This is a genomic window from Streptococcus sp. ELY_137, assembly GCF_058314515.1.
The window spans coordinates 1-26,169 of sequence record NZ_JBZFUL010000023.1 but is presented as its reverse complement, the minus strand read 5'-3'; the positions used below and the strand labels follow the sequence as shown (position 1 = coordinate 26,169).

Sequence of the window (26,169 nt, the reverse complement as noted above, 5' to 3'; positions counted from 1 at the left end):
AAACACCTTATCAGCTATAGCTGATAAGAGAAATAGAATTCCTAGAAAATCTTTAAATTATCAAACCCCTTATCATGTTTTTCTGAGTCAGGTGAAACTGTCCAACTTAATTTGACAATTTAAGTCTATAAAAAATAGCCAAAATTGAGAGATAGAATGAATTTTTTTGAATCTATCTCTTAATTTTGGTGAAAATCACAAGATATTGTTTGAAAATTTGCTCACTATCTTAAAGAATATGAAATTTAGCGGATAAGGTGAAATGCTAAATTCTAGGTATACAAAAAAGCCAGCCCAACTGCTGACTTTTCTCTCTCTCGACATCTGAACTAGAGGCGAATTTTGTTTCAGAGTCATGATTTTACCATCTGGTGACATCAGCTTTTTACGTCTCATTCTCTTGACGTAAATCCCTTAGCTGGCTCTCCCTCATCTCGAGCATGGCTTTTTCGACTGGGGTCCAGTCTCCAAATAAGGCTTCTTGGAGGATACGGGATGCAGAACCGTGATTTTTTTCAGAGTCATAGAGACACTGCTTATCTCTATGATAGAGCTGGATGCGATCGAATGTTTGAGCTTCTTCTAATGCTCTTAGGTTTTCGACGAGATTGTCAACGATTAAATCATGATGCTCTTTTGGTATCGCTCTGGCTTGATTAGGATCCTTGCTATAGAGCTCTTGATAGCGAAGCTGAGTGCTCAGGTAAGACAGCTCAGGTTTGGTTGCCATAATGGCCAGCGAGACCATATAACCACGCTTTTTCAGAAGACTTGCTGTTGATTCGGGAACCTCAATGGTTCTAAGGGGCCCCTCGATAAGGAGATGATAACCGCGCTGGCTGAGTTCATCGACTAAGACTTCAACCATGGCTCCCGCAAATCCTTTGGTATGGTCGATACTGTCCTTGCCGTACTTTTTCTGAAGAGAAAGATAGTAAGGGTGTTGAGGGCGAAAACTATCACCATCAATGATAATGATATTCCCTCGAAATTCTCTTTGCTTGATCCGATGAATGGTCGTTTTACCAGCCCCGCTTTGACCGCCTAGTAAGATAGCCTGCGGTTTATCTGAGGAAATCTTGTTGCGCGTTAATGCGCGTAGGTTTCGGCTGAGGGCTCGGTCAAAATCTGCCTGATGGTATCGACCTAAGTCCATCAAGCCACCACCGGATGATGGGCTGTATCTAGCATACGCTCAATACCGTCAAGATAACCAGTGTAGCGCTCTAACTCTTCAAAAGTGTTAATGAGATAGATTTGCGTATTGAGTAAATCTGATAGATCATCGCTCATGATGACCCATGGATTGCTGGTATCATCAAAAGGAATAGCTTTAGCCTCTTGGTAGCGATAAAGGTTTGCTAGGACAGCTGACGCACGCTCCTTGAAGACTTCTATCTTGAGGGTGAGCTGATAATCTCCAACAGGTGTCAGGAGCTTGTCCTCACCCACTAGGCTAAGATAGGATACATTAAAAACATGGCAGATACGATCGATTAAGGCTGTTGAGACTGAACTGGTTCCGTTTTCGTAGCGACTGAGACTGTTGCGTGACACACCGAGTTTCTCAGCAAACTGGGGCTGTGTCAGGCCAAGGGATTTGCGAAGCGTTTTAATATTTTCACCGATCATAAAATCCTCCTTATTAAGATACCAAGCCGTGAAGCATCACATTAATTTTTATCATTATACCATAAAACGCACCAAATTTGGTGCGTTTTATATTATTCACTAGAAGAAATAGACCTGACATGCATGATGGAGGGGATGTCTAGATTTGGGAGAGGCAGCCAATTCACCGTAGTGATTGGCATAGCAAACTACCATAGTAGTTTGTGTAGTAGAGCAAGACCTAAGGTCTTAGCGATACTTTGTCAATTGAACACGAAGCTAATCTCCTTGAAAAAAGATCGACTTCCTTGTGTCCAAGGACACGGCGTCACCTTCCTAAAATCCTAGTCGCTTTTTACGCCCTTTGTATCTTAATAAACTGAACGCGCCTACGACTCTGTGGAAAAAGATAAAGTCTCCTAGATGCTTAGGGCATCTGCGTCAACTTTCCTATTTTCCTTTGAGTCTTCCATTGATGCTTGTTTGGCAAGCTCAATTTCCAACCTCTAATTATCCACTGGATAATTAGAGCGGCTTAGTATCTTATTACTACCGTCTCAGTCGCAATGGTTCGATGATGTTTTCGACTAGGTCCATGCAGGCTTTTTTGATTGCTTTTTGGTAGAGGAGGGGATTGAGGGGTTCTGCGACTTGATTTTTATAGTCTGGATAGCGCTGGCTGGCCTTGAGCTGGCTTTCACCTTCTTGCTTTTTACGGCCCTTTTGGTAGTGGGTGACTAGGTAGCTGAGTTCATCTTCGCCCATATACCATTTCTTAGCTAGATCTGCGACATGGCCGTGGATAACCTCTGCGACCATGTCGTCTAAGACTGCTGTCAGGGAATGACCGCGGTAGCTTTCAGGATCCATCTGAATCTGGTGCCAGAGGGTGGACATGACGCTGGCGAGACTGCTGTTGGTTTTAGCGAGATTGGCGATATAGTCATCGATAGCTGCTAAGTCCTTGTCTGAGAGGTCGGCGGCTTCTTGGCCCTCCTGCGGAATCAGGGCTTGGATAAGGGAGAGGATATACTCGTAGTTGATTTCATCGACATGGACGGACTCGATCTCGTAGAGATAGTTGATGGGTTCTTCTTCGTCTGCACCTTCTTCTTCTCGTCGGCGCTTGAGCTCGGCGAGGACATTTTGGTAGACGCCCATGTAGGACTCGAGTTGATCGGTGCTAAGACCGTACTCGGCATAGAGGGTCTCCTCGTCGTACTCTTGGTAGACTTGGATAGAGGCGAATGTCCTGTCAAATTCCTGAAAGGCCTTGGCAAAGACCTTGAGCTCTTGGGTTGTAGCACCTTCTGGTGTGATTCCCAGACTGGGCTCATCGCTGACATGGCTGCGAAAGGCTGCTAGCTTAACCTCAAAGTTGTCCTTCTCCTCCTGCCAGTCTGGGGCTAGGACGCTGGTCTGACCGCCATTTGAGTAGAGCTGGAGGGCATTATCGACGGCTGCTTTAAAGCTATTTGGTACTTGAAAGGTGATGATCTGGCCGTGGAGTTTGTTCCTGTCAAAGATCCGATTGGTACGGCTAAAGGCCTGAATGAGATCCTGAGGCTGCATGGGCTTGCGGTCGATAAAAAGGGTGGACAGACAAGGCGCATCAAAGCCGGTCAAAAGACGATTGACCACGATGACCAGATCCAGCTGCTCGGCTCGAAAGAGGTACTTGTCCTTCTTGCGAGCTAGGCGGTTGTTGACGTCGGTGTTGTAACTGCGCAAGTCAGCTGTTGTAAAGTGGGTGCCAAACTCAGCATTGTAATCAGCTAGTGCTGCTTGCATCTTCTCTTGATTTGAGTGGGAATCTTCTTCATTTTCGGTGACTGAGTAGGTGATGGCGACCTTGGGAAAATCAGGGAGCACACGCTTAATGGACTCATTGATCTTGATAGAAGCCTGGCCCTTCTTGATGCGCTTGAGGAGGTCGTAGTATTTCTGCGCCATAGCGATGGATTTGACGGTCAGGATGGCATTGTAGGTCTTGCCGACCCCATTTTTGAAACCGAGGGGACCCTTGGAGTGATTGATAATGGTATCAAGTACCTGCAGCATGTGCTCTTCATGCTCATAGGCCTCATCTGCGATAGTCTTTTCATCAGCTCCGTCATCAAGTACAAGGGTACTTTTGTAATCAACTTTGAAGCCCAGAACGGCACCGTCATGGATGGCCTCCTTGACCGTATACTCGTGGAGCTTGCGACCGTAGAGTTCCTCGGTGGTTTGCGCCAGATTACCCAGCTGCTGACGCTTATTCTCACCAAAGATAGGTGTCCCTGTAAATCCGTACCAGAGGGCATTGACAAAAAATTGCGAGATAGCCTGATGAGCCTGCGGAGTCACCGCACGGTGACACTCATCGACCACGAAAGCGACTTTTAGCTGCTTGATTTTCTGAGCGTCCTTGCTGTAGCGACCTTCGCCAATCTTGCGCATGAGGGTGGAGAGCTTTTGAATAGTGGTTACGACCACACGCTTGTCATCAGCCGTCAAACGCTTGACCAGATCGTGGGTGCTGTCGGTCTCATCGATATCGATGACATCATTGGTCGCATAGGACATGAAGCTCGAGGTCGTCTGCTGGTCTAGGTCGCGGCGATCCACGACAAAGATGGTCTTTTTGATGGAGGGAATCTGCAGGAGATTGCGAGCTACCTTGTAGGAGGTCAGGGTCTTACCAGAACCTGTGGTATGCCAGACATAACCCGACTCCTGCTTCTTGCTGGCCTCCTGAACTGCCTCAATGGCGTGGATCTGATAGGGGCGCAGCAAGATCAAGGCCTTCTTATCATCATCGATCACCGAATACTGCATGACCATCTGGTGGGCGCGCGGAATCGAGAGGACTTGCTGGGTAAAGGCAAAGAGGTCTTCGACAGGCTGGTTCTTTTCGTCCACCCACTTAGTCAGAAATTTTTTATTGAGTTTGTCGGCCTTGGCAGCTGCAATATAGCGCGTGTTGGTCTTATTGGAGATGACAAACATCTGGATACTGGAGTAGATCCCACGAAACTTCCCCTCACGGTCGTATTTCTGGATTTGGTTGAAGGCCTCATCTATCGAATGACTGGCAGTCTTAAGCTCGATATGGATGAGCGGCAGGCCATTGATCAGCAAGCTGACATCTGTCCTGCGGTCACGCTCAAGCTCTTTTGAGCGATTGCGGACAACCTGATGGACCACCTCATAGGCAGATTTCCCGCCTGCAACATTGTCACGCCAGATCACCGAGAGGCGGGCATTGTCCAAAGAGGCATCCTCACGCTGGAGGTCGACCTTGGCAATACCATTTTCACCGACCAGCCACTTGGCAGCCTCGTAGTAGCTGGTGAAGTCCAGCTGTCCCTTGATCTGCTCCTTTTCCTGATTAGTCAGGGGATGGCCGTTGAGAGCTGCGGTATTATTTTGTTCCAGCTTGGCAAAGAAATTACCCCAAAGATCTTCTTCTGTGCGCAGGTCATCGCGCAGGCTCCACTGACTTTCGCCTGTTATCAATCGTTCAATGAGCTGTTCCTCAATCACCAGCTCATTTGTCACTGTAATCGCCATAGTCATCACTTTCTAATCTTATACTATCTTTATTATTATAGCATAGGAGAGGTTAAGGAAACATAAACCTTGGAAGATAAAGCCGCTAAAATCAAAAAAGCGCTCCAAACGTTAGTTTTTTGGACTAACTCTTAGGGCGTCTTTTCTTATGAAGTTTTTCTGCTAGGCACCGATTCTGTCAAAATTTGGATTTAGCTAGACCCTAGGATAAGATTGTAAACAAGAACTGCAGCTAGGGCGATAGGGTTGGGGCTGGACTAAAGACCGTTACCTATTTTTCAATGCCTAAGTCCTTTAATTGCTCTAAGATGCTTTCTGTGTCTGCACCAGCCTGTAAGAGTGCGGCGGCAGCATAGGCTCCTTCAACGATAGGGACATCCTTGATATGGATGATTTTTTCTGAAAAATCAGCGACCATTTCTAGGTTCATTTTAGCACTGCCTAGATCAAAGAAGGCCAAGAGCTCATCTCGTGAATTGCTTTCGATGACCTTTTGAACCTGATCAAAGCTGGTACCGATACCACCGTCCTCTGTGCCTCCGATAGCAGTGATTTCGACATCGCTGGCGACTTCCTCGATGAGATCAACAAGACCTTGAGCGATATTCTTTGAGTGTGAGACTATAACAATTCCTGCTTGTGCCATACTAGTCACCTGCTTCCACTAAAGCTTCAAAAAGGTAGCCGGATGAGCAGGTCCCGGGATCGATATGCCCAATGGAACGCTCACCCAAGTAAGAGGCACGTCCCTTGGTTGCCCTGATAGGGGCAGAATCCTCAACATACTGATGGATATTGTCTAGTGAGAGCTGTTCGGTACGTAAGTCTTCTAGAACCTTTACCCAAATGTCAACCATGGTTTTTTCGCCGACTTCTGCCTTGCCGCGCTTCTGGATCATCTCCAGTCCTGCTGCAACCGCCTCAGCTACGGAGTCACTGGTTTGAAAAGACTTGGTAAAGCCCATAAAGGCTGAACCGTAAAGGGGGCCTGAAGCACCGCCAACCTTGCTGAGGAGCTGCATTGAGACTACTTTAAAGACCTCAGCTGGATTAGCGAAATCTTTGCCTTCTAGATTTTCCATGACTGCAGCCATACCTCTTGCCATATTGCCTCCGTGGTCACCATCACCGATTGGCGTATCTAGCTGGGATAGGTAATCTTTATTGGCTTGAACCTTGTCATTAAACAATGACATCCATTTGATAGCTAATTCTGTATTCATATTAATCTCCTTACCAGGCAATTGTCCTAACAGGCGCCTCTAGTGCTTCTAGCCAAGTCTCGTCTTCCAGACGCACCAAGGTCAATGATAAACCAGCCATATCAATGGAGGTCATGACATTGCCCAGTTTTTTATAGGCGACCTGTATCTTTGCTTCTTCTAAAAGTTTCGCGAGGTCATTGGCGAAGATATAGAGTTCCATCAGCGGTGTTGCTCCCATACCATTGACGAGGACAGCATATTTTTCACCTTCTTTTGGTTGGAAAGAATCCACCAGCTTTGTCACTAATTCTTTAGCGAGCTCGGCAGATGGTTTCATCTTTTCCCGCTGGTAACCAGGTTCGCCGTGGATACCGATGCCGTATTCGATTTCATCATCGGCGAGCTCAAAGCCTGGTTTACCAACTTCTGGAACTGTTGCACCGCTTAGGGCCAAACCGACAGTATGGATATTGGGAACCAGACGGTCTGCTAGCTCCTTAATCTCTTCCAGACTTTTTCCGCTGCGAGCTGCATGGCCTAGAATTTTATGAACGAGAACGGTTCCTGCAACGCCGCGGCGTCCTTGGGTATAGAGACTGTCCTCGACAGCGATATCATCATCGACGACGACACTGGCGACAGAGATATCTTCCATTTCGGCCAGTTCTTGAGCCATTTCAAAGTTCATGACATCGCCTGAATAGTTCTTGATAACCATGAAGACGCCTGCGCCCTCGTCGGCTTCTTTGATGGCTGCTAAGACTTGATCAGGAGTCGGTGAGGTAAAGACTGGTCCGCAGACAGCTGCAGAGAGCATGCCTTCTCCGACAAAGCCTGCATGAGAGGGCTCATGCCCGCTGCCACCACCAGAAATAAGCGCTACTTTCCCTGTTTTCGGGGCGTTACGGGCGATGATTTCCAACCCATCTACACGGTGAAGGAGCTCACCATGTGCAAAGACCATACCTTCCAACATTTCAGTGACAACAGCTCGAGGATCATTAATAATTTTTTTCATAAGTCCTAACTCCTTTGTTCTTCTTTATGCTTTTATTATAGTAAAGCGTTTGCAAAAAAGAAAGGGACAACTCTTAATGGCGTCCCTTTCTTTTTAAATGACAAAATAGAAAAATACTGAAGGGGTGAGTTTAGCACAAGTATCGCTATTCTTTTGCAAATAGTACAGTGAAAAAATTCAAAAAATCATAGGCTTTAAATTTACATAATTATATTTCCACCATATTTACTTTGCTGCTTAGCTTACTTGTTTACTCGTGGAGCTCTAGGGGCAGACCGTCGGGATCCTTGAAAAAGGTCATCTTTTCACCAGTGAAGCTATCACGGCGGATAGGTTCGCAGGTGATTCCCATAGCTTCAAGCTCAGCTACAAGGGCTTCGATGTTCGTAACACGAAAGGCCAGATGGCGCAGGCCTGCTGCCTCTGATACTGCTTCTGGATAGCCGACACGCTTGGGCGGTGCCTGATAGGCAGGATCGCTGGTCTTGTTGCCAAAAATCTCCAGCTCAATGTCTCCGCACTTGAGATCCAATTTGTAGTCGTGACGCTCGGGGCGGTGGTTTTCTCGGATAATGTCAAAACCTAGTTTATTGACATAGAAGTCCCGAGACAGCTCATAATCTGAGACGATAATGGCAATGTGGTGAATAGCATTTAGCTGCATAGGCAATTCTCCTTAAGATTGAGTTTGAGCGGTCTGCATGTCATAGTAGACACCCTTCTTTCTCATAAGTTCCTGATGGCTGCCATGCTCGACGATATCACCATCCACCATAACCAAAATTAGGTCTGCTGTCTGGATGGTCGACAGACGGTGGGCTATGACAAAGCTGGTCCGCCCCTTCATCAAGGTTTCAAAAGAATCCTGAATCAGACTTTCGGTTCGCGTATCAATGGATGACGTTGCCTCGTCTAAAATCAAGATTTTAGGGACAGCAACAAAAATTCGAGCGATCGTCAAGAGCTGACGCTGACCTTGTGAGAGTGAACTGCCAGCATCGGCCAAATAGGTATCATAGCCGTCTGGCAGCTGGCGAATAAAGAAATCGGCATTAGCCGCCTTGGCCGCTTCGACAACGAGCTCACGCGTGGCATTGGGATGGCCGAAGGCGATGTTATCATGAATGGTCGCAGCCTGCAGCCACGTTTCTTGCAAGACCATACCGATCTGGCGACGCAGGCTGCTGCGAGTATAGTTAGTGATGGGCTTGCCATCCAGCAATATTCGACCTGAGGACACTTCATAAAAACGCATGAGTAAGTTGATCAAGGTTGATTTACCGGCACCAGTTGGCCCGACGATGGCAACGCGGCTGGCAGCCGGTACAGAGATATTGAGATCCTTTATCTGGGTCTTATAAGGTGTATAGCCAAAGCTTACATGCTCAAAAGAGATCTGACCTTCCACCTGATCGCTCCTCAACTCTTCATGTCCCGTCTCGACTAGACTGTCCTGATCTAAAACTTGATAAAGGCGTTGAGCACAGGCCAGTGCTCCCTGCAGTTCTGCCAGCACAGACGAAACGTCGTTGAAGGGCTTGGTATACTGGGTCACATAGTTTAAAAAAGTGGTCAGCTGGCCGATGGAAAAGGCGCCGCTCATAATCCGCAGGGCTCCGACAGCTGCTAAGAGAGCATAGATGAGGGCATTGATAAAGCGTGTTGCCGGATTGACAGTCGAGGAATAAAAGATAGCGCTCTGCGAGTAGTCAGCATAAGTGTCATTGACCTTAAAAAATTGCTGAATAAACTGCTCCTGCGCATTAAAACTTTGAATCAGACTTTCTTGATTGAGGCTCTCCTCAATCATTTGAGTCTGGCGACCGCGGGATTGGGTTTGTTTTTGAAAGAGGAGGAAGGATTTGCGGGCAATAAAGCGCGATAAAAAGAGCGATAAGGGGGTTAGACACAGCACTAAAAGCATCATGAGCCCATCAATTTTAGCCATCGTGATAAGGGTCACCACAATGGTCAGTACGCCGACAAAGAACTGATTGAAAACCATGAGCAGGCCATTATTGAGCTGTTCGACATCTGTAGTCACGCGGCTGACGACATCTCCGACCGATTGACCCAGATAAGAGATAGGAAGCCGGTGCACCTTGTCAATAACCCGCTGGCGCAAATCTTGGCTGAAGGCAAAGATCAGTCGGTTGTAAAGCAAGGGATTGAGGTATTGCACCAGCGTATTGCTCAGAATAACGATGAGCATTTTAGCCAAAATCCCCCAAATCAGCTGGCGATTATGGGGCACTAAGACCGCATCGACAGCATTCCCAATCAGAATTGGCAGATAGATGGTCAGAGCAACCTGCAGGCAAATACCAATCAGGGCTAAGCCCAGCAAGAGCTTCTGTTTCAAAAAATCATGAACCAAACGTTTTAAAGGAGATGGTTTCATACCTGAGCCTCCTTACTATGCTGCGAATAATGAATTTCCTGATAGGTGGGACAGGTCTCCAGCAGCTCCTCATGGCGGCCAAGACCAACCTGCTGCCCTTTTTCCAAAACCAAGATCTGATCTGCTGACTTCAGGCTGTTAGTCCTCTGAGATATAAGGATAAGGCTGGTTTTAAGCTCCGACTTAATCGCCTTGAGCAGGCGACTTTCTGTCAGGTAATCCAAGGCCGAAGTTGAATCATCCAAAATCAGAAAAGGCGCCTGCCGTAAAACCGCTCTGGCAATGGTTAAGCGCTGGCGCTGACCTCCAGAAAAATTGCGGCCAAATTCCTTAACTTGGGCATCTAAGCCACCCTCTTTTTCTTCGACGAAGTCGCGTGCCTGAGCGATTTCCAAAGCCCACCAGAGTTGGTCATCTGAGATGGTATCACCGTCTAAGCCCAATGTCAGATTGGAACGAATCGTTCCCAGAAAAAGCTCAGCCTTTTGGGGAACTAGGCCAATCCAAGAGCGCCACTCCGCTAAATTAGCCGGACTCTTGCCTTGATTAAAGATGGCCAGATGCCCTTGCTGCGCTTGGTACAATCCCATTAAGAGCTGCACTAGCGTGGATTTGCCAGAACCTGTTCCACCGATAATTCCCAGAGTTGTTCCTGCTGTCATTTGTAGTTCAATACCAGATAGAGAAGGCTGGGCCGCAGTTGGATAAGTGAATTTCACATCTGACAACGATAAAATTTGCTTTTTATCAGATTTTAGTAGGGGAATACTAGCTTTTAAATCCTCTTCTGGCTGAGCAAAAACTTGGCTAATCCGGCCAGCACTAATAAAACTCTGATTTAAATTAGTCACCATCATGGCCAGCTTGAGCAGCTCGGTCAAGATATTAAGCAGATAGTTAACCAAAGCAATCAAGCTGCCCTGACTGAGGAGGTTATCAGCAATAGCCAGATTTCCTCGCCAAATAATCATGACTAGGGTTCCGTTGACAATGAGATAGGTCAGAGGACTGACCAAACTTGACAGAGCACCTGTTTTAATCTGGGTTTTGGTGTAGATCTGATTGTGATCAGAAAACTGCTCTTTCAAACGCTCAGCTTGACCGAAGGCGCGAATCACCTGCATTCCCTCAAGCTGCTCTCGTGTCAGACTGACCAAACGATCGGTCTGTTTTCTAATCTTTAGGTAGAGCGGATTAACCAGCCGTGACATACCATAGATTAAGAGAGTTAAAAGTACCACCATCAGCAGAAACCACAGAGAAAGACTCGGGCTGATAACAAAGGCCATGATGACCGAGCCAAAGACGATGATCGGTGCTCTTAGAAAGAGGCGCAGAAATTGATTGATTCCTGTTTGAATTTGAAAGGTATCACTGCTCAGTCTGGTCAGCAGGCTAGCAGTCGTCAGGCGGTCACGGTCTTCCTTGGAAAGCCGCATGATTTTTCGATAAAGATCCTTGGTTAACTGCCTCGTGTAGCCCACAGCTGCCTTGGATGAAAAATACTGGGCTGTCACAGCCACAACAACACCCAATACAGCTAGGCAAACGAGAAGAAAAATCATCCCATACAGATGATTTTTGTCTTTATGGGGAATAGTAATATCAACTATTCTGGCTATAATGATGGGAACCAGCAATTCAAAACTGGCTTCCAGCAGTTTAAAGAGGGGGCCGAGAAAAGTTTCTTTCAGGTAGCCCCGAAAATAAGTTAATAGATGTTTCATAGTTTTAAAATTTCTCAACCAGTCGCACTAAAAAGAGATTAAACTGGACTTGTTTGGCATAGTAGAGATTGCCACCATCTACGTAAAGTTTACCGCCGCCATAGAGGATGGAGATGGTATTAAAATAATAATAGGTATCACCAGATTTATTGCCTAGACTGGGGGCGACCACATCTCTGGAGTAGGCCTTGGCAAGGTCGATCGTATTCTTACCGCCGTGCCTGGCCACATAAGGGATGTAGGCTGCCCCATAGTTATAGGCCTGAATAGCCGTCCAAGTGTCTGTCTCATGCTTTTGGGCTTTTTCCAAATTCTCAGCTAAAACTTTGGTGCCTTGTTTAATGCTGGCGCGATTATCACTGATGTCGTTGGTTTTTCCAGTCGAGCTTTCGCTGGCCTGCATAACATCATCATCACGTCCCTTAGTTTCGGTATAAATCACCGCCAGAACCAAGTCTTCATTGGTAGCATTGTCGTCCTCTGCCAGCACTTCTTCTACAAGGGGGCGGTAGGCCAGAACCGTTTTCACAGCCCGATAGACCGTCACCCCCTTATAAATAGCCAACAAGGCGATGATAATGATAATCAATCGTCTAATTTTTTTAAACATATTACTTGCTTTGGATATCTTCAATATTCTTGATTAAGATAGAGTAAGTGCCATCACTGTTTTGAATAAACTCCACCGCTTCTGCATCTTGATAGACCTGATTGGGTACCACCAGCTCAATCCCGTTGGACAGGGATAATTTCTGACTCTCCAACTTCTTCGACTGACGGGAATAGTCCACATCTGCTACCGGAATCGGCTCTGGAATTTTTTCCTTAAGCTGATCCACAAAGGTTAGACGAGCCGTGAGATTATCATCAAAAAGCTGATTGGCCAGCTTTTCTGGCGAGAGCTCCTGATCTTCCTCCAGATTTTGAAAGATTGCTGACTTCATCTTAGACTGAAAGGTAAAATCATCCTGATTGAAATCATCGGCTACCTTTTGGGCTGTCTTTTCCAACAGATTGATGGATTTATTGACAGACTGATCCGGTTTAACCTTGAGCAGATTTTCAGAAAAATAGTTGGCAAAACTGCCATTATGCTTAATGCGTTTTTCAATCAAATAATAGCGATAGGACTGGCGGTTAATCACCAAGGCCTCATCTGGCGTTTGAGCAGCTGAAGGCAGATTATTCTGGGTGACCTTGAGCGGCTGCTCATCATCTCCCAGAATATGCGCCAAACTATCCTTGAGCACCAGTCGTAAGAAGGCGAAATGTTCAATACCATCCTTATCAAATTGGATAAAAATCAGATCATTAGTCTTTTGATCCTCGCTGATGACAAACTCTTCCTTCCAGAGCTGGGCTATTTTGCGGGCAGATTCCATAAAGTCAGCACCGAGGTTGGCGATAAAGTCATTTTCAGGCTCAAAGCTTCCCCGCTTAGCATCAGCGGTAAAAACCTTGGTCAGCTTTTTACGAAAATACTCATCCAGACTTGGTGTCAAAGTCAGCGGCTTATCCGCAAAACGAAGTTCAGTGTCGTCAGGGCTGAATTGATGGATAATAATCTTTTTTAAATATAAATCTAGCATGTTAGTAAAGTGGGAAATTGTCCGTCAATAACTTAACATCTTGGCGGATACGATCAAGCACCGTCTCATCATCATGATTTTCTAAGGCTTGAACCATCAGCTCAGCAATCTTGGTGCTTTCAGCTACCCCCATGCCGCGGCTGGTAATAGCTGGACTGCCGATACGGATACCCGATGTCTTAAATGGCGACAGCGTTTCAAATGGGATGCTGTTCTTGTTGAGGGTAATATTAACCTCTTCAAGAATAGTTTGAGCCAGTTTACCGTTTTCAACGACCTTAGTCACATCAACGAGGAAGACATGGTTATCGGTTCCACCAGAAACAACATGAAAATTAGGGTGGGCAGCAAAAACATCAGCCATGGCCTTGGCGTTTTTGACAACGTTGTCACCATAGTCTTTAAAGGCTGGATCCAAGGCTTCCTTGAGGGCAACCGCTTTAGCCGCGATCACATGCTCCAAAGGACCGCCCTGCAAACCTGGGAAGACAGCGGAATTGATTTTCTTAGCCAAATTTTCATCATTGGTCAAAATCAAGCCACCGCGCGGACCGCGCAAGGTCTTATGAGTCGTTGTGGTGGTGATATGGGCATAAGGAACTGGGCTAGGATGGTGGCCAGACGCAACCAGACCGGCAATATGCGCCATATCGACCATGAGATAGGCGCCGACACTATCAGCAATAGCGCGGAATTTAGCAAAATCAATAATCCGTGAATAGGCTGAAGCCCCCGCTACAATCAGTTTAGGCTGATGTTGAACAGCCAGCTGCTGGATTTCATCATAATCCAAAACTTCTGTCTCCTTATTAACATTATAAGGGACAAAATTGTAGGTTTTACCTGAAAAGCTGACGGGCGAGCCATGAGTCAGGTGACCGCCGGCCGACAGATCCATTCCCATGACGGTGTCTCCAGGTTGGATCAAGGCCATATAGGCTGCAGCATTAGCTTGACTGCCTGAGTGGGGCTGGACATTAGCGAACTTGGCACCAAAGAGCTCCTTGGCCCGCTCAATAGCGAGATTTTCAGCTACATCAACACAATCAGTTCCGCCGTAGTAACGCTTGCCGGGGTACCCTTCGGCGTACTTATTGGTTAAAACGGAACCTTGGGCAGCCATAACAGCCTTTGAGACCACATTTTCAGATGCGATCAACTCGATGTTGTTTTGCTGTCGCACTTCTTCTGCTTGAATGGCCTGCCAGAGCTCTGGGTCATAGGCCTTGTAATCATCTTTGTCAAAAATCATAAAATTACCTCATAAATTTAATAAATCGCTTTTGGGAGTGGGAAAGAAGTCACAAATCATAGAATTTTGACTTCGTCTTCCCACCCCCGCACAGTTGGCTAGGCTGGTCGCTATCACTGCCTAGCAAGAGATAAGAACAGCCAGCCAACCACTGCGTTAAATGGGTTGGCCATTTTCATTAAAAGTAAACCTGATAATAGTTGGCCAAAACTATCCTATAGTTTCATAAAAAAGTTTCATAAAAAGCATGGGCATCTTTTCGATTGGCGCTTGAATTGAGCCGAATAAAGGCATACTGTCGTTTTCTAGCTTCTGCTTCCAGACCCTGCATCAGTTCTTTACCAATGCCTTGATTCTGATAGGCCGGCAAAACAGCTAAACCAAAAACATTGAAGCCAGTTTCTGAATAAAGTGTGTCATAAACCTCAGCATGGACATAGACAACCAATTCTTGGCTAACCTCATCTTCAAACCCTAACAAAAAATCTTGATCTAAGGTATAACCCAGCGAATAGCGGCAATATCTGATAAAACCAAAGCTCTCACCATCAGTCAATTCTCCTTTAGAAATGTAATTCAGGCACTGCCTCCAGCAAGGCTTCCTTGCTGATAGTTCCTTGGCGAAGGATGATAGCCCTGTCTCCAGATAAGTCTAAGATGGTTGAATCTAAGCCTTGAATGGCTGAGTCATCTGCTATTCCTATCACCTGATGGTCCAACTGCTCAATAATGTCTTTGAAGTTTGTGCCAGAAGCTCGACCGGATAGGTTGGCCGATGGACCGATTAAGGGGCCGTATTTCCCAATGAACTCCTGAGTTAGGGGATGGTCAGGCAGGCGAAAACCGACCGTTGACAGACCTGAATTGACCCAGCTTGGAACCTTGTCATTAGCCTTGAGGATAATGGTTAGCGGACCTGGTAGGAAGGCTTGATAGAGCCTAGCTAGATAGGCTGGCTGACCTTGGCTGTAGGCCAAAATATCTTCCAAGCTGGCTACGTTGAGGTTCATGGCCCTGTCGAGTGGACGTCGCTTCAGGTCATAGACACGCTTGACTGCCTGCTGGTCTAAGGCCTTGGCGAAAAGGCCATAAACGGTTTCAGTCGGGAGGACAACTGCTCCTCCTGCAGCTAAAATCTCAGCAACCGCTGCTTGATCAGCCATCATCAACCACCACCATTCTGTTCTGACCAAATTGGTCGGGCAAAACTCTTATCCGCTTATCTGGAAAGGCAGCTTGAAAGATCTGTGAGACTGCCTGCCCTTGCTTATAGCCAATTTCCAGATAAATCTTACCATCAGGTTTGAGATGAGCTACTGCTCCTTCAGCGATCCTGCGGTAGACAGCCAGACCTTGCTCTTTGGCAAAAAGAGCAAGATGAGGCTCGGAGGTCAGAACATTGAAACCAACCTCCTCTTTATCTGCTTTGGAAATATAGGGCGGGTTGCTGACAATAATATCGAAAACCCCCTCAATCTGATCAAAAACATCGGATTGACGAAAATCTACCTGCACCTTGTTAGCTAGGGCATTTTCACCAGCCAAGTCCAAAGCATCCTGGGAAATATCAGACGCCGTCACCCGCCAAGCCGGCCGACTGTGTGCCAACGATACTGCAATAGCACCGCTTCCAGTGCCAAGATCAAGCAAACTCAGCCCACTGTCCGCATTCTCCTCTAAAATCAAAGCAACCAATTCAGCTGTTTCAGGGCGAGGAATCAGCACTCGCTTATCAACCTTAAAGGTCAGATCGTGGAAACTCTCATAACCAATGATGTATTGGGCTGGCTCGTGGGCAAGCAAACGTTGAACAAGCTCTGTCAGCAAGAAATCATCTTCCGCCGTCACCTCTCGGCGAAGCATGAGGATAAAGGCTGTCATGTCAAGCTTTTTAAGTTCTCTAAAGACAAAACTTAGGCTCTCAGCCTCCTCGCCAGCCGTCAGTAATTGTTCCTCATACTCCGTAAAAAGTTGAGCATAGGTCATTGATTTAACTCTTCTAATTTTTGAGTTTGGTCGTAAAGAACCAAAGCGTCAATGACCTCGTCTAACTTACCAGACAGAATCGTATCCAGTTTCTGCAGAGTCAAGCCAATACGATGGTCTGTCACTCGGTTCTGCGGGAAGTTGTAAGTCCGGATCCGCTCCGAACGATCCCCAGTACCAATGGTTGACTTACGCTCAGCATCCTGCTCGTCTTGGGCAATTTGAGCAAAGTGGTCGGCCACACGAGCACGGATAACCTTCATTGCCTTATCGCGGTTCTTTTGCTGGGTACGCTCCTCCTGCATTTCCACTTTGATGCCTGTTGGAATGTGGACCATACGGACAGCAGTCGCCACCTTATTGACATTTTGTCCGCCAGCACCCGATGCATGGTAGATATCGACACGCAAATCCTTGGGATCAATATCATACTCTACCTCTTCAACCTCTGGCATCACTAGGACAGTCGCTGTCGACGTATGAACCCGACCTTGGCTTTCAGTCACTGGAACTCGTTGGACACGGTGGGCGCCGGATTCATACTTAAGCTTGGAGTAGACCGATTGACCTGATACCATAGCCACCACTTCCTTGATACCGCCCACGCCATTGTAGGATGCTTCCATGACCTCGAATTTCCAGCCCTGACTCTCGGCATATTTCTGGTACATCTGCAAAAGATCGCCCGCAAAGAGCTGGGCTTCATCGCCGCCAGCAGCCCCGCGGATTTCCAGAATGATATTCTTATCGTCATTAGGATCCTTGGGCAGCAGTAAGATTTTGAGACGCTCCTCATAGTCTTCCTTGGCCTCCTTGGAATCTTTCAGCTCCTCCTTGGCCATCTCTTCAAGGTCTGGATCGCCGCTGGCATCCTTAATCATCTCTTCAGCATCATTAATATTTTGCAGCACCTTCTTATATTCACGGTAAACCGTGACTGTTTCGCGTGTACTAGCTTCTTCACGCGATAGTTCCATAAAGCGCTTGGTATCAGAGACCACATCAGGATCACTCAGCAGCTCACCTAATTCATCATAGCGGTCTTCTACAGCTTGCAGCTGATCATAGATATTCATAAAAAGGGTCATGCTCCTCTCTTAATCAATTTCTGGGTGGTAATAGTGCTTACGGCAGACCGAGATATAGGTTTCGTGTCCGCCGATTTGGACTTGTTCTCCCTCGTAAACGGGCTGACCGTCCTTAACTCGCAGTACCATGATGGCTTTTTTACTGCAGTATTGGCATATGGTTTTAATTTCCTCAATCTTGTCTGCCAAGAGTAACAGTTCGCGGGAACCTTCAAAGAGATGGTTGCGAAAATCATTTTTGAGGCCAAAGGCCATCACAGGTACATCCAACTCATCGACTACTCTAGCCAAATCAAAAACATTGGCCTTGGTCAGAAATTGGCATTCATCAACAAGGACACAGTAGGGCTTTTCAGGCAGGCCGTCAATATAACCAAAAATATCGGTATCTGCTGAAATTGGCTTTGCCTTACGCCTAAGGCCAATACGACTGGCAACCCAGCCGTATCCTTCACGTGTATCCAAGGCGCTGGTCATAAGGACAACTGGTTTCCCCTGCTCCTCATAATTGTAAGCAACCTTGAGAATTTCAATAGATTTCCCCGAATTCATGGTACCATAACGGTAATATAACTGTGCCAAAAATATGCCTTCCTGTCTAAAAAAGTTTATCGTCTTATTTTATCATAAATCAAGGGAATTATCAGTAGGAAATCTAAGAATCAAGACTTGGAAAATCATCTGCACAATCGCTTCAACTTTGCTATTCTTACAGTTTTCATGATACAATAAGAGAGTAATAAGTTATTTCTATTTTAGGAGGAAAGCCCTATGCCATTTGTCAAAATTGATCTCTTTGAAGGTCGTTCACAGGAACAAAAAATCGAATTAGCACGCGAAGTTACCGAGGTTGTTTCACGTATTGCCAAGGCCCCCAAAGAAAATATTCACGTCTTTATTAACGATCTGCCAGAAGGGTCTTACTACCCCCACGGTGAGATGAAAAAAAAGAACTAAGGTATTAGAAGGTGGAAATGCAAGAAAAAATAGACCCTCTGCCTATGGATCCTCAGGATTCTAAGGCAGGGGGCTGTTTTATTTTATGGTGTTCTTGCCTGCTGTATTTTTATGAGCTAGCTACCTACTTAACGAAAAGAAGATACCCGATATTCGATTCTTTGTGAGGCTCTTTTTTACCCAGTTCTTCCTAACTAAAAAAGAGCCGAAAGACGATTGATAATGGGAAAATGACTTCTAGATTTCAACGGGGAAAATAGGCGTAAGGAAACAATGTTAATTTTTTGAAAGCGCTGCCGATATTTGTTACAATTACCGTGTAAAAATCACTAGAAAGGAGCCAGGCTATGAAGGCTGCGACTTATTTAGAAAAAGGTAAGATCGGTTTGGTTGAGCAATCTAAACCAAAGATTGTCAATCCAACAGATGCTGTTGTGAGGTTGTTAAAAACCACCATCTGCGGGACTGATTTACATATCTTGGGAGGCGATGTTCCAGAAACACCGCCGGGCACTATTCTAGGCCACGAAGGTATCGGTATTGTTGAGGACGTTGGTGATGCAGTTACTAATTTTAAAGTAGGTGACAAGGTTATTATTTCATGTGTTACAGCTTGCAATACCTGCTATTACTGTAAAAAGGGGATCCCAGCTCACTGCGAACAAGGGGGCTGGATCTTAGGCCATCTAATCAATGGTACGCAGGCAGAATATGTCCACATTCCGCAGGCTGATGGCAGTCTTTATCATGCACCAAAAGTGGTTGACGACGAAGCTCTAGTCATGTTGTCTGATATCCTGCCAACTTCTTATGAGATTGGGGTCCAAGCATCAGATGTTAAGCCAGGTGATACTGTTTGTATTGTAGGTGCAGGACCGATTGGCCTTGCTGCTTTACTGACAGCACAATTTTATTCTCCAGCACAAATCATCATGGTTGATTTGTCAGAATCGCGTCTGGAAGCTGCTAAACGTTTCGGAGCGACTGAGGTCATTTGCTCAGGAGACGCTGAAAAAGTTAAGAATCAGGTTGACGCCTTGACAGATGGTCGAGGGGTTGATGTTGCCATTGAGTGTGTAGGCTACCCAGCAACCTTTGATATCTGTCAAAAAATTATCGCAATTGGCGGTCACGTCGCTAACGTTGGTGTCCATGGTAAGCCAGTATCATTTGACTTACAAGATTTATGGATTAAAAATATTACCTTGTCAACAGGTTTAGTCAACGCTAACACGACAGAAATGCTGCTGAATGTTTTAAAATCTGGTAAAATTGACGCCAGTCAATTAGTTACTCATCATTTTAACCTATCAGAGGTTGATAAGGCTTATGACGTTTTCAAAAATGCAGGTGACAATCAAGCCTTAAAAGTGATTATTGACAATGACATCAGTCCAGTAGCTTAGTTCTCATCGTCTAAGAGGCCAATTTGGCCTCTTTTTCTACATGGAGCCGATAAAACCCGCTGAGAGTCAAAGTTCTCAGCGGGTTTTTAGGCTTAAAATTATCGTTAGGACAAACTCTCTTTGAGGAAAAAATCAGCAAAGAAGTCCTCAGCAAGAATTTTAATGATTTCAGGAACGCTGTAAGCAGCAGTCAGATTGGCAACACCTGATAGATGCATCACGGCAATCTCCTTTGTTTGGTAATCAAAGCTGACTTGAAAAGCAAACTGACCATAACCCCGAAAGGCTGAGCTAGATTCAAAAAAGTAGCACTTGTAACTGCGCTTATCAATTTCAGATTCAACCAGTTCATAGCGCAGGGATCTCAGGGGGAGATCACTCATAAAGCGCAGCATAGCAACCAATTCATCTGTTCTCTCTGCCATGAAAGCATCAATATTGCTATCTTCAAATTTTTCCTTTATAAAGGCCATGACCACACACCCTCTCTCACTTTTTCAATAACATTCCACCCTTATCTTACCACTTTTTTAGTGGAAACTGCTGTGTGAAGATTTGGCTAGCCCTGCTGCTTTTTAGACTTGGCATTGAAAATTATATTAAGCAAGATGGAGCTGAGCGTGGCAATGACTATACCGTTGGTAAAGAACATTTGGACAGTTGTGGGGGCGCTGGCAAAAAGATTGGTATTATTGAATCCCAGTCCCGCTGCAATGGAGACAGCCGCAATAATGAAATTGTGCTCCTCATTTTTGAAATTAACCGTATTGAGCATCTGAATCCCTTGAAGGGCTACCATCCCAAAGAGGACTAGCATGGCACCGCCTAGAACGGGATTGGGAATCAATTGCGCTAAGGCGCCGAACTTAGGCAATAAACCAAGTACAATTAGAAAGACAGCCGTATAGTAAATCGGACGGCGGGTCTTGATCCCTGAGAGCTGGACAAGCCCAACGTTTTGTGAGAAACCAGTGTAGGGGAAGGTATTGAAAATCCCGCCAAGAAGGACTGCTAAACCTTCTGCACGATAACCGTTGCGCAGACGCTTGCTGTCTAATCTATCATTGGTCAAATCAGACAAGGCCAAGTAAACGCCAGTCGACTCGATCATGGAAACTGTCGCAATGATACACATCATAATGATCGAGGTCAGCTCAAACTTAGGCTGACCGAAATAAAATGGCTGCGGCACATGAACGAGCGGTGCCTGAGCGACAGCCGTGAAATCAACCAGTCCCATGAAACCAGCAAGAAGAGTTCCTCCCACTAGGCCAATCAAAATAGAAATGGACTTGATAAACCCCTTGGCAAAAATTTGTACTAAAAGAACGATGGCAATGGTTGTCAGAGATAGAAACAGAGAATCAAGACTTGGCTTATCAGCATTGTCACCCATATTTCCCATGGCAACCGAAATCAAGCTGAGACCAATCACAGTAATAACTGACCCTGTCACGATTGGCGGAAAGAAGCGAGCAATTTTAGAAAAGACACCTGCCACTAAGATGACGTAAACTCCAGAGGCAATCAAGGCACCGAACATATAGCCTGAGCCCTGATTTTGGCCAATCATAATCAAGGGGGCAACAGACTGGAAGGCACAGCCAAGCACGACGGGGAGTCCGATACCAAAGTACTGATTGAGCTGGAGCTGCAGGAAGGTTGCGATCCCACACATAAAAATATCGGTTGCGATCAGATAGGTCAGCTGAGTCGCCGAATAGTTCAGACTGCTAGCAATCATGATAGGCACTAGAATAGAGCCCGCATACATGGATAAGAGATGCTGCAGGCCTAGAATAGCTGATTGGGTATGACTTTCTTTGTTCATTAGGCATCTGCCTCCTTGAAGTTTACTCGGCCATTAGCAAAACTAGCCACACGCGCCAAAGAGGTCACTTGAAGACCCATATTCTCTAAAATCTGGCGTCCTGTCTGAAATGATTTTTCGATAGCAATTCCGACCCCTACCACATCTGCTCCTGCCTGCTGGATAATTTCAATCAACCCCTTGGCAGCCTGTCCATTGGCTAAAAAATCATCAATGATCAAGACCCTGTCATCTTTGGAGAGAAACTTTTCAGCAATAGAAACCGTACTAGTGACCTGCTTGGTAAAAGAATAGACCTCTGCTGTCAAAATTCCTTGAGTCATGGTAATGTTTTTATGTTTTTTAGCAAAAATCATCGGAACATCTAATGCTTGCGCTGTATAGACAGCCGGGACAATACCAGAAGCCTCGATAGTGACAATTTTTGTAATCCCTGCATCCCTGTAAATCTCCGCCCATACTTGGCCCATCTCCTGCATGAGTTGGTAGTCTACCTGATGGGTCAAGAAGCTATCTACTTTGAGAATGTCCTCCCCTAAAACCTGACCGTCCTTTAAAATCCGATCTTCCAGTGCTTTCAAAATTTTTTCCTCCTCTATTATTCCACAGGAAATCCTGAGACAGTACTTTTTAAAAATCATCATTAACTTCGGCAGGCCAACTAGCAAGAGCTTTAGCTGTTCCCATAGAACTTGGTGCAGAAAATTCAGCTTTAGCGAATTTTTAAGCCTTTGATTAGACTGATGAGATTTTTGAGTATAAAAGTACAAGGGAAAAACTACCTTGGTTCTCCTGATACATACACCTCAATCATAATAATTTGTGGTGCTGCCTACTTACCGCTATCCCCAGTCATCAAGTCATTATAATCAGACGCCTTGTCCTTAATCGCTTGGTTGACAGCTTTGGAAAACTGGCCTTTAATGTCTTCGTCTAATTCACCGGCAATCTTCTTCAGGCTGGACCTTGTCTCAGAAGCAATATGACTGATGGCTTTGTCATACTTGTCTATCAGCTCCTTACGCTTAGCCTTTTGAGCACTGGCACAAGCTCTAATAATCCCTTTCTCGTACTCCTTTTCAGCCGCTTCGGTATCTCCTGATACCGCGTCACCTACGGCCTTTCCCATATGTGTCCGTGTCACGCCGCCAGCCATTTCTTTGGCACTGTTCCAAGCATCCGTAAGGGCACTCATTGCTGTCCTCCTCTTTTCTTTTTCATCATTTTAGGATAATTTCCGCCGTTCAATATAGGCTGCTTCCAGTTTGTCACTGACAGGCTGGAAGGTTTTCTTATAAACCTTCTCTAATGATTCAAACTGATCATCGTAATATCTAAAAACATCAATAAAGGCATTTTGAACCCGAGTGTTGATATCGGTTACGGTAGTGGTAAAATGCGTGCTGTCCTGAACCCCTAAGGCTCTAAAATCAGCCAGTGCTTCTTGATATTTGGTATCCGTAATGGCATTGAAGTTCTGCAGCCGCTCCTCATAGGATTCCCGCTCTTGCTCCAACTGCTTTTTGATCCGGCGGTAATCCTCGTCCATAAATTCAAGTTCCAGCTCGTATTTCTTGATTTTATCTTGTATTACATCCCACTCATCCATCCTGAAATTTCTCCTCCTAAACTGCTGTCCTCATCGATAAGCTCCTGCATACCTGTTTCTATTTGACCGCTCAGTTCAGTAAACTCTTCAGATAGACTTGAGGCTTTAGTTGTTTTCTTGTCAAAATGATCTTTGACCTTGGTTACCATATAGTCATAGGTAATGCCTTCCTCGGCATAAACGGCTAAAATCTCATCATCTGTCAGCTTATTGACAGAAGCTGGGCGATCGCTGGTCAGACTCTTATAGAGTTGTTCGGCCTCTTCACCAGCAGCATCGGCCTGTCCTTTGATGCTTTCATAACCGATTTGGGCTGCGCTTCCCAAACCAGAAGCCACGGCACTGGCAGACAGATAATCCAAGAAAATCTTTTCATGACCTGAATAGCCATCAGCTCCCAGCTTGGACTTCATGGCCTTGAAGTCCTTGCCCATGTAGCCAGAAACCATGGATTCCACCTCATCATAGACATGGGTCACATCTGCCACATTGCCGTTTTTATCAACCAGATTGCCATCTTTATCGAACTGCCAGTTACTGAGCGAGTGGTCGCCGGTCAAACCGCTCTTGTTATCCTTATCAACATAAATAGCCGTCTCAGTCTCATTGCCGGTGATGTTCCCTATTTTGTCATGGGGATTGCGGTAATTGCGGAACTGGCCCTTGTGCTTTTTCATGTAGGCAATTTCTTTATCCGAAAGCATATTATGGATATCAGGGCCATTGAAACCGACATTGTTATAGCCCTTTTTCACGGACACATACATGGCTAAAGATTCTCCAAGGGAATGACCCGTCGTTGTAATCTCTGCTTTGGGATATTTTTTCGCAACCTTCTTGGCGAAGGCTTGGGCCGTTTTGAACTGAGAATCAGTAACTTTAGCCGAATTCAGGCCTGAGCGCATTTGTAGCTTGTCTCTCCCCAGTCCAATAGACTGACTGTCGGTTTCGATATCTTTAATATCACTCTTATTCGTTCCAGCGTAGGCGATTACGACCTGACTGGTATCAACATGGCCGTTCTTGTCTACAGGTGCCACGGCCATAGCCTGCATGCCGTTATCAGTATTGTCTTCGACTTTGAGGACTTGGTATTGACCATCCATTATTTCTTGTCCCTCTTTTATATGAACAACACCCTTTTTTCCACTGTCTACGTTGTAAACACGATTAGATAATTCGTTATAGTCTTTATCTGTGATTGTCATATTGATTACTCTCCATAATAAACTACTTTTATATCACCTTTAGAATCATTTGTTTTGTTTGTTTTAGGATGTTGAATGATAAAATCTTTTGTATAGTAGTCAAGAGATATTTCGCCACCAATACCTCTTTCATAAAACATCACTTCAAATTTATCATCAATTTCTGCAACACTAGTGTAGTAACCCGTTTTTGCATCCTTTTCAAAATTCTTAAACTCAATTTTTTCAACTCCTTCATAATGGCTAGCTAAGTATTCCACCATCCTGTCCTGCTCACTTTTATACCTTGGCTCATCTTTGCCTGTAAAGGGATTAATCATTATTATACCTCCTATTACTAAAACTGCTGTGATTCCTAATAAAATAACTGCCTTCTTTTTTACTGTCATAAAACCTCCTTAATATTATAATATAAGCTAAACCAGCTCTCTTTTAACTGGCTTGGATTAGATTATAATGCTCATCTTCAACTTTATCGACCAGATTGCCATCGTTATCGAACTGCCAACCAGCGACACTGTGGTCAGCCAGCATGCCGGCATTTTTCCGCTCGTCATAGATAGCTGTTTCGGTCCCATTGCCGGTGATGTTCCCTATTTTGTCATGGGGATTGCGGTATTGCGAAACTGCTTCGGGTGTTTTTGAATATAAGCCACTTGCTTCTCACTGATCAGGTTGTGAATATCAGGACCGTTGAAACCGACATTGTTGTAATCTTGTTCCAAGGCGACATACATGGCTACAGATTCTCCCAAGGAGTGACCTGTCGTTGTGATTTCAGCGTCAGGGTAATCCTTTGCGACGTCCTTGGCAAAATCTTGACCGATCACAAACTGAGAATTGCTAATTTTTTTCGGTGTATACTCAGAACCAGGCGATGACATGATTAAATAATCCGACCCTAGTCCTAAAGACTCCGCATCTGTCATGAGATCATTTTGATCTCCGCTATTCGTTCCTGCGTAGGCGATCACCACTTGGTTAGTATCAGGATTACCGTTTTCGTCTATAGGAGCTACCGCCATAGCCTGCATACCATTGTCAGTATTATTCTCAGTTTTGAGAACTTGAAACTTTTGACCACCAGACTTGAATTTATACCCTTTAGCCACGGTATAATCTTCTTTACCATCTTCGACAGTATAAGCTTGCTTTGTTATATCTTGATAATTCTTTTCCGTTATTGTCAATTTATTCCTCCAAATAAATAATATCAATATTTTCAAGTGTAACATTTGGGTCTACACTAGATTTTTCCTGAAGTTTAAATGTCTTGGGGTTCCAACCTGGAACATAAGAATCAATATCATTTATATCACCAAACACAATAGACAATTTATTACTGTCGTTAATTGTTAAGTATACAGTTTCAGTTCCTGCTAATTTATTTTCACTAACGTCTTCGAATTTAACTTTATGGACTCCCTCATAATTTGCGACTAAATACCGTACAATCTTGTCCTGACTATCCCTATTATATTTAGGAACTTTTTCGCCTGTAAAAGGATTAGTCTTTCCTCCAAGCAGATTAAACATCACTATACCTCCTATTATTAAAACTGCTGTGATTCCTAATACAATGACTGCCCTCTTTCTTACTGCTTAAATTGTCAAATTAAGTTGGACAGTTTCACCTGACTCAGAAAAACATGATAAGGGGTTTGATAATTTAAAGATTTTCTAGGAATTCTATTTCTCTTATCAGCTATAGCTGATAAGGTGTTTT

Annotated in this window: 28 protein-coding genes and 2 pseudogenes; 3 read left to right on the top strand and 27 right to left on the bottom strand. The window is 45.1% G+C overall.

What is annotated here, in order from left to right; genetic code table 11:
• Positions 1-115: pseudogene (locus tag AC4HAO_RS11020) on the top strand (IS30 family transposase); the annotation flags it as partial.
• A gap of 270 nt (positions 116-385) precedes the next feature.
• On the opposite strand, the gene AC4HAO_RS11015 reads toward AC4HAO_RS11020, so the two are convergent.
• The 17 genes from AC4HAO_RS11015 to AC4HAO_RS10935 form a co-directional block, all read right to left on the bottom strand.
• Positions 386-1,156 carry a zeta toxin family protein gene (locus AC4HAO_RS11015; RefSeq protein WP_491135366.1) on the bottom strand — a complete coding sequence of 257 codons (771 nt, stop codon included), beginning with the start codon at positions 1,154-1,156 and terminating at the stop codon, positions 386-388.
• Positions 1,156-1,632, bottom strand: coding sequence for a helix-turn-helix domain-containing protein (locus AC4HAO_RS11010; protein WP_491135365.1), 477 nt, complete (start codon positions 1,630-1,632; stop codon positions 1,156-1,158). Before AC4HAO_RS11010 ends, AC4HAO_RS11015 begins: the two co-directional genes overlap by 1 nt.
• A gap of 528 nt (positions 1,633-2,160) precedes the next feature.
• On the bottom strand, positions 2,161-5,166 hold the full coding sequence (locus AC4HAO_RS11005; protein ID WP_491135364.1) for a type I restriction endonuclease subunit R: 3,006 nt from the start codon (positions 5,164-5,166) through the stop codon (positions 2,161-2,163).
• A gap of 271 nt (positions 5,167-5,437) precedes the next feature.
• Positions 5,438-5,812 (bottom strand): dihydroxyacetone kinase phosphoryl donor subunit DhaM, encoded by a 375-nt coding sequence (dhaM, locus tag AC4HAO_RS11000; RefSeq protein WP_491135363.1) that lies wholly within the window; start codon positions 5,810-5,812, stop codon positions 5,438-5,440.
• A 1-nt stretch (position 5,813) separates the two neighbouring features.
• Complete coding sequence (dhaL, locus tag AC4HAO_RS10995) at positions 5,814-6,389, bottom strand: dihydroxyacetone kinase subunit DhaL (protein WP_491135362.1); 576 nt, start codon at positions 6,387-6,389, stop codon at positions 5,814-5,816.
• A gap of 10 nt (positions 6,390-6,399) precedes the next feature.
• A complete protein-coding gene (dhaK, locus tag AC4HAO_RS10990; RefSeq protein WP_491135361.1) occupies positions 6,400-7,389 on the bottom strand; it encodes a dihydroxyacetone kinase subunit DhaK in 990 nt (329 codons plus the stop codon).
• Between the two features lie 250 nt (positions 7,390-7,639).
• Entirely contained in the window at positions 7,640-8,053 is a 414-nt protein-coding gene (gene gloA2 / locus AC4HAO_RS10985) for an SMU1112c/YaeR family gloxylase I-like metalloprotein (protein WP_491092929.1), read from the bottom strand.
• A gap of 12 nt (positions 8,054-8,065) precedes the next feature.
• On the bottom strand, positions 8,066-9,790 hold the full coding sequence (locus tag AC4HAO_RS10980) for an ABC transporter ATP-binding protein (protein WP_491092928.1): 1,725 nt from the start codon (positions 9,788-9,790) through the stop codon (positions 8,066-8,068).
• Positions 9,787-11,517, bottom strand: a complete 1,731-nt coding sequence (locus AC4HAO_RS10975) for an ABC transporter ATP-binding protein (RefSeq protein ID WP_491135360.1) — start codon at positions 11,515-11,517, stop codon at positions 9,787-9,789. Before AC4HAO_RS10975 ends, AC4HAO_RS10980 begins: the two co-directional genes overlap by 4 nt.
• A gap of 4 nt (positions 11,518-11,521) precedes the next feature.
• A complete protein-coding gene (locus AC4HAO_RS10970) occupies positions 11,522-12,127 on the bottom strand; it encodes a lysozyme family protein (RefSeq protein ID WP_491092926.1) in 606 nt (201 codons plus the stop codon).
• A gap of 1 nt (position 12,128) precedes the next feature.
• On the bottom strand, positions 12,129-13,106 hold the full coding sequence (locus tag AC4HAO_RS10965; protein WP_447451330.1) for a nucleoid-associated protein: 978 nt from the start codon (positions 13,104-13,106) through the stop codon (positions 12,129-12,131).
• A gap of 1 nt (position 13,107) precedes the next feature.
• Complete coding sequence (gene glyA / locus AC4HAO_RS10960; protein ID WP_491135359.1) at positions 13,108-14,358, bottom strand: serine hydroxymethyltransferase; 1,251 nt, start codon at positions 14,356-14,358, stop codon at positions 13,108-13,110.
• A 223-nt stretch (positions 14,359-14,581) separates the two neighbouring features.
• A complete protein-coding gene (locus AC4HAO_RS10955; protein WP_491135368.1) occupies positions 14,582-14,887 on the bottom strand; it encodes a GNAT family N-acetyltransferase in 306 nt (101 codons plus the stop codon).
• A gap of 34 nt (positions 14,888-14,921) precedes the next feature.
• The gene (locus tag AC4HAO_RS10950) at positions 14,922-15,521 is read right to left on the bottom strand and encodes an L-threonylcarbamoyladenylate synthase (protein ID WP_491135367.1); all 600 of its coding nucleotides are present in this window, start codon (positions 15,519-15,521) and stop codon (positions 14,922-14,924) included.
• Positions 15,514-16,344 carry a peptide chain release factor N(5)-glutamine methyltransferase gene (prmC, locus tag AC4HAO_RS10945; protein ID WP_491135358.1) on the bottom strand — a complete coding sequence of 277 codons (831 nt, stop codon included), beginning with the start codon at positions 16,342-16,344 and terminating at the stop codon, positions 15,514-15,516. Before prmC ends, AC4HAO_RS10950 begins: the two co-directional genes overlap by 8 nt.
• Positions 16,341-17,420, bottom strand: a complete 1,080-nt coding sequence (gene prfA / locus AC4HAO_RS10940) for a peptide chain release factor 1 (RefSeq protein WP_447451327.1) — start codon at positions 17,418-17,420, stop codon at positions 16,341-16,343. The genes prmC and prfA overlap by 4 nt, the downstream gene beginning before the upstream one ends.
• 21 nt (positions 17,421-17,441) lie before the next feature.
• Positions 17,442-18,014: a thymidine kinase gene (locus AC4HAO_RS10935; protein WP_447451326.1), complete on the bottom strand. Its 573-nt coding sequence runs from the start codon at positions 18,012-18,014 to the stop codon at positions 17,442-17,444.
• A 189-nt stretch (positions 18,015-18,203) separates the two neighbouring features.
• Here AC4HAO_RS10935 and AC4HAO_RS10930 point away from each other — a divergent pair, with 189 nt between their 5' ends.
• Complete coding sequence (locus tag AC4HAO_RS10930) at positions 18,204-18,389, top strand: 4-oxalocrotonate tautomerase (RefSeq protein ID WP_491135357.1); 186 nt, start codon at positions 18,204-18,206, stop codon at positions 18,387-18,389.
• A gap of 347 nt (positions 18,390-18,736) precedes the next feature.
• Entirely contained in the window at positions 18,737-19,795 is a 1,059-nt protein-coding gene (locus tag AC4HAO_RS10925) for a zinc-dependent alcohol dehydrogenase family protein (RefSeq protein ID WP_491135356.1), read from the top strand.
• A gap of 104 nt (positions 19,796-19,899) precedes the next feature.
• Here AC4HAO_RS10925 and AC4HAO_RS10920 read toward each other — a convergent pair whose 3' ends face one another.
• From AC4HAO_RS10920 to AC4HAO_RS10875, 10 genes and pseudogenes are all read right to left on the bottom strand, one after another.
• Entirely contained in the window at positions 19,900-20,268 is a 369-nt protein-coding gene (locus tag AC4HAO_RS10920) for a hypothetical protein (RefSeq protein ID WP_491135355.1), read from the bottom strand.
• A gap of 86 nt (positions 20,269-20,354) precedes the next feature.
• Positions 20,355-21,626 (bottom strand): nucleobase:cation symporter-2 family protein, encoded by a 1,272-nt coding sequence (locus tag AC4HAO_RS10915; RefSeq protein ID WP_491135354.1) that lies wholly within the window; start codon positions 21,624-21,626, stop codon positions 20,355-20,357.
• Positions 21,626-22,207, bottom strand: coding sequence for a xanthine phosphoribosyltransferase (locus tag AC4HAO_RS10910; RefSeq protein ID WP_491135352.1), 582 nt, complete (start codon positions 22,205-22,207; stop codon positions 21,626-21,628). The genes AC4HAO_RS10915 and AC4HAO_RS10910 overlap by 1 nt, the downstream gene beginning before the upstream one ends.
• A 251-nt stretch (positions 22,208-22,458) precedes the next feature.
• Positions 22,459-22,821: a hypothetical protein gene (locus AC4HAO_RS10905; protein ID WP_491135351.1), complete on the bottom strand. Its 363-nt coding sequence runs from the start codon at positions 22,819-22,821 to the stop codon at positions 22,459-22,461.
• Between the two features lie 30 nt (positions 22,822-22,851).
• Positions 22,852-23,235: a hypothetical protein gene (locus tag AC4HAO_RS10900; RefSeq protein WP_491092916.1), complete on the bottom strand. Its 384-nt coding sequence runs from the start codon at positions 23,233-23,235 to the stop codon at positions 22,852-22,854.
• Positions 23,217-24,443, bottom strand: a complete 1,227-nt coding sequence (locus AC4HAO_RS10895) for a triacylglycerol lipase (RefSeq protein WP_491135350.1) — start codon at positions 24,441-24,443, stop codon at positions 23,217-23,219. Before AC4HAO_RS10895 ends, AC4HAO_RS10900 begins: the two co-directional genes overlap by 19 nt.
• A gap of 5 nt (positions 24,444-24,448) precedes the next feature.
• A complete protein-coding gene (locus AC4HAO_RS10890; RefSeq protein WP_491135349.1) occupies positions 24,449-24,832 on the bottom strand; it encodes a hypothetical protein in 384 nt (127 codons plus the stop codon).
• 204 nt (positions 24,833-25,036) lie between these two features.
• A complete protein-coding gene (locus tag AC4HAO_RS10885) occupies positions 25,037-25,633 on the bottom strand; it encodes a hypothetical protein (RefSeq protein ID WP_491135348.1) in 597 nt (198 codons plus the stop codon).
• A gap of 1 nt (position 25,634) precedes the next feature.
• Positions 25,635-25,979: a hypothetical protein gene (locus AC4HAO_RS10880; RefSeq protein WP_491135347.1), complete on the bottom strand. Its 345-nt coding sequence runs from the start codon at positions 25,977-25,979 to the stop codon at positions 25,635-25,637.
• Between the two features lie 74 nt (positions 25,980-26,053).
• Positions 26,054-26,169 (bottom strand): annotated as a pseudogene (locus AC4HAO_RS10875) (IS30 family transposase); the annotation flags it as partial.

Excerpts from the sequence above, each read along its gene's own strand:
- AC4HAO_RS11015 (WP_491135366.1), bottom strand. The coding sequence starts at position 1,156 with ATGGACTTAGGTCGATACCATCAGGCAGATTTTGACCGAGCCCTCAGC.
- AC4HAO_RS11010 (WP_491135365.1), bottom strand. The coding sequence starts at position 1,632 with ATGATCGGTGAAAATATTAAAACGCTTCGCAAATCCCTTGGCCTGACA.
- AC4HAO_RS11005 (WP_491135364.1), bottom strand. The coding sequence starts at position 5,166 with ATGGCGATTACAGTGACAAATGAGCTGGTGATTGAGGAACAGCTCATT.
- dhaM (WP_491135363.1), bottom strand. The coding sequence starts at position 5,812 with ATGGCACAAGCAGGAATTGTTATAGTCTCACACTCAAAGAATATCGCT.
- dhaL (WP_491135362.1), bottom strand. The coding sequence starts at position 6,389 with ATGAATACAGAATTAGCTATCAAATGGATGTCATTGTTTAATGACAAG.
- dhaK (WP_491135361.1), bottom strand. The coding sequence starts at position 7,389 with ATGAAAAAAATTATTAATGATCCTCGAGCTGTTGTCACTGAAATGTTG.
- gloA2 (WP_491092929.1), bottom strand. The coding sequence starts at position 8,053 with ATGCAGCTAAATGCTATTCACCACATTGCCATTATCGTCTCAGATTAT.
- AC4HAO_RS10980 (WP_491092928.1), bottom strand. The coding sequence starts at position 9,790 with ATGAAACCATCTCCTTTAAAACGTTTGGTTCATGATTTTTTGAAACAG.
- AC4HAO_RS10975 (WP_491135360.1), bottom strand. The coding sequence starts at position 11,517 with ATGAAACATCTATTAACTTATTTTCGGGGCTACCTGAAAGAAACTTTT.
- AC4HAO_RS10970 (WP_491092926.1), bottom strand. The coding sequence starts at position 12,127 with ATGTTTAAAAAAATTAGACGATTGATTATCATTATCATCGCCTTGTTG.
- AC4HAO_RS10965 (WP_447451330.1), bottom strand. The coding sequence starts at position 13,106 with ATGCTAGATTTATATTTAAAAAAGATTATTATCCATCAATTCAGCCCT.
- glyA (WP_491135359.1), bottom strand. The coding sequence starts at position 14,358 with ATGATTTTTGACAAAGATGATTACAAGGCCTATGACCCAGAGCTCTGG.
- AC4HAO_RS10950 (WP_491135367.1), bottom strand. The coding sequence starts at position 15,521 with ATGGCTGATCAAGCAGCGGTTGCTGAGATTTTAGCTGCAGGAGGAGCA.
- prmC (WP_491135358.1), bottom strand. The coding sequence starts at position 16,344 with ATGACCTATGCTCAACTTTTTACGGAGTATGAGGAACAATTACTGACG.
- prfA (WP_447451327.1), bottom strand. The coding sequence starts at position 17,420 with ATGAATATCTATGATCAGCTGCAAGCTGTAGAAGACCGCTATGATGAA.
- AC4HAO_RS10930 (WP_491135357.1), top strand. The coding sequence starts at position 18,204 with ATGCCATTTGTCAAAATTGATCTCTTTGAAGGTCGTTCACAGGAACAA.
- AC4HAO_RS10925 (WP_491135356.1), top strand. The coding sequence starts at position 18,737 with ATGAAGGCTGCGACTTATTTAGAAAAAGGTAAGATCGGTTTGGTTGAG.
- AC4HAO_RS10920 (WP_491135355.1), bottom strand. The coding sequence starts at position 20,268 with ATGGCCTTTATAAAGGAAAAATTTGAAGATAGCAATATTGATGCTTTC.
- AC4HAO_RS10915 (WP_491135354.1), bottom strand. The coding sequence starts at position 21,626 with ATGAACAAAGAAAGTCATACCCAATCAGCTATTCTAGGCCTGCAGCAT.
- AC4HAO_RS10905 (WP_491135351.1), bottom strand. The coding sequence starts at position 22,821 with ATGAGTGCCCTTACGGATGCTTGGAACAGTGCCAAAGAAATGGCTGGC.
- AC4HAO_RS10900 (WP_491092916.1), bottom strand. The coding sequence starts at position 23,235 with ATGGATGAGTGGGATGTAATACAAGATAAAATCAAGAAATACGAGCTG.
- AC4HAO_RS10895 (WP_491135350.1), bottom strand. The coding sequence starts at position 24,443 with ATGACAATCACAGATAAAGACTATAACGAATTATCTAATCGTGTTTAC.
- AC4HAO_RS10890 (WP_491135349.1), bottom strand. The coding sequence starts at position 24,832 with ATGACAGTAAAAAAGAAGGCAGTTATTTTATTAGGAATCACAGCAGTT.
- AC4HAO_RS10880 (WP_491135347.1), bottom strand. The coding sequence starts at position 25,979 with ATGTTTAATCTGCTTGGAGGAAAGACTAATCCTTTTACAGGCGAAAAA.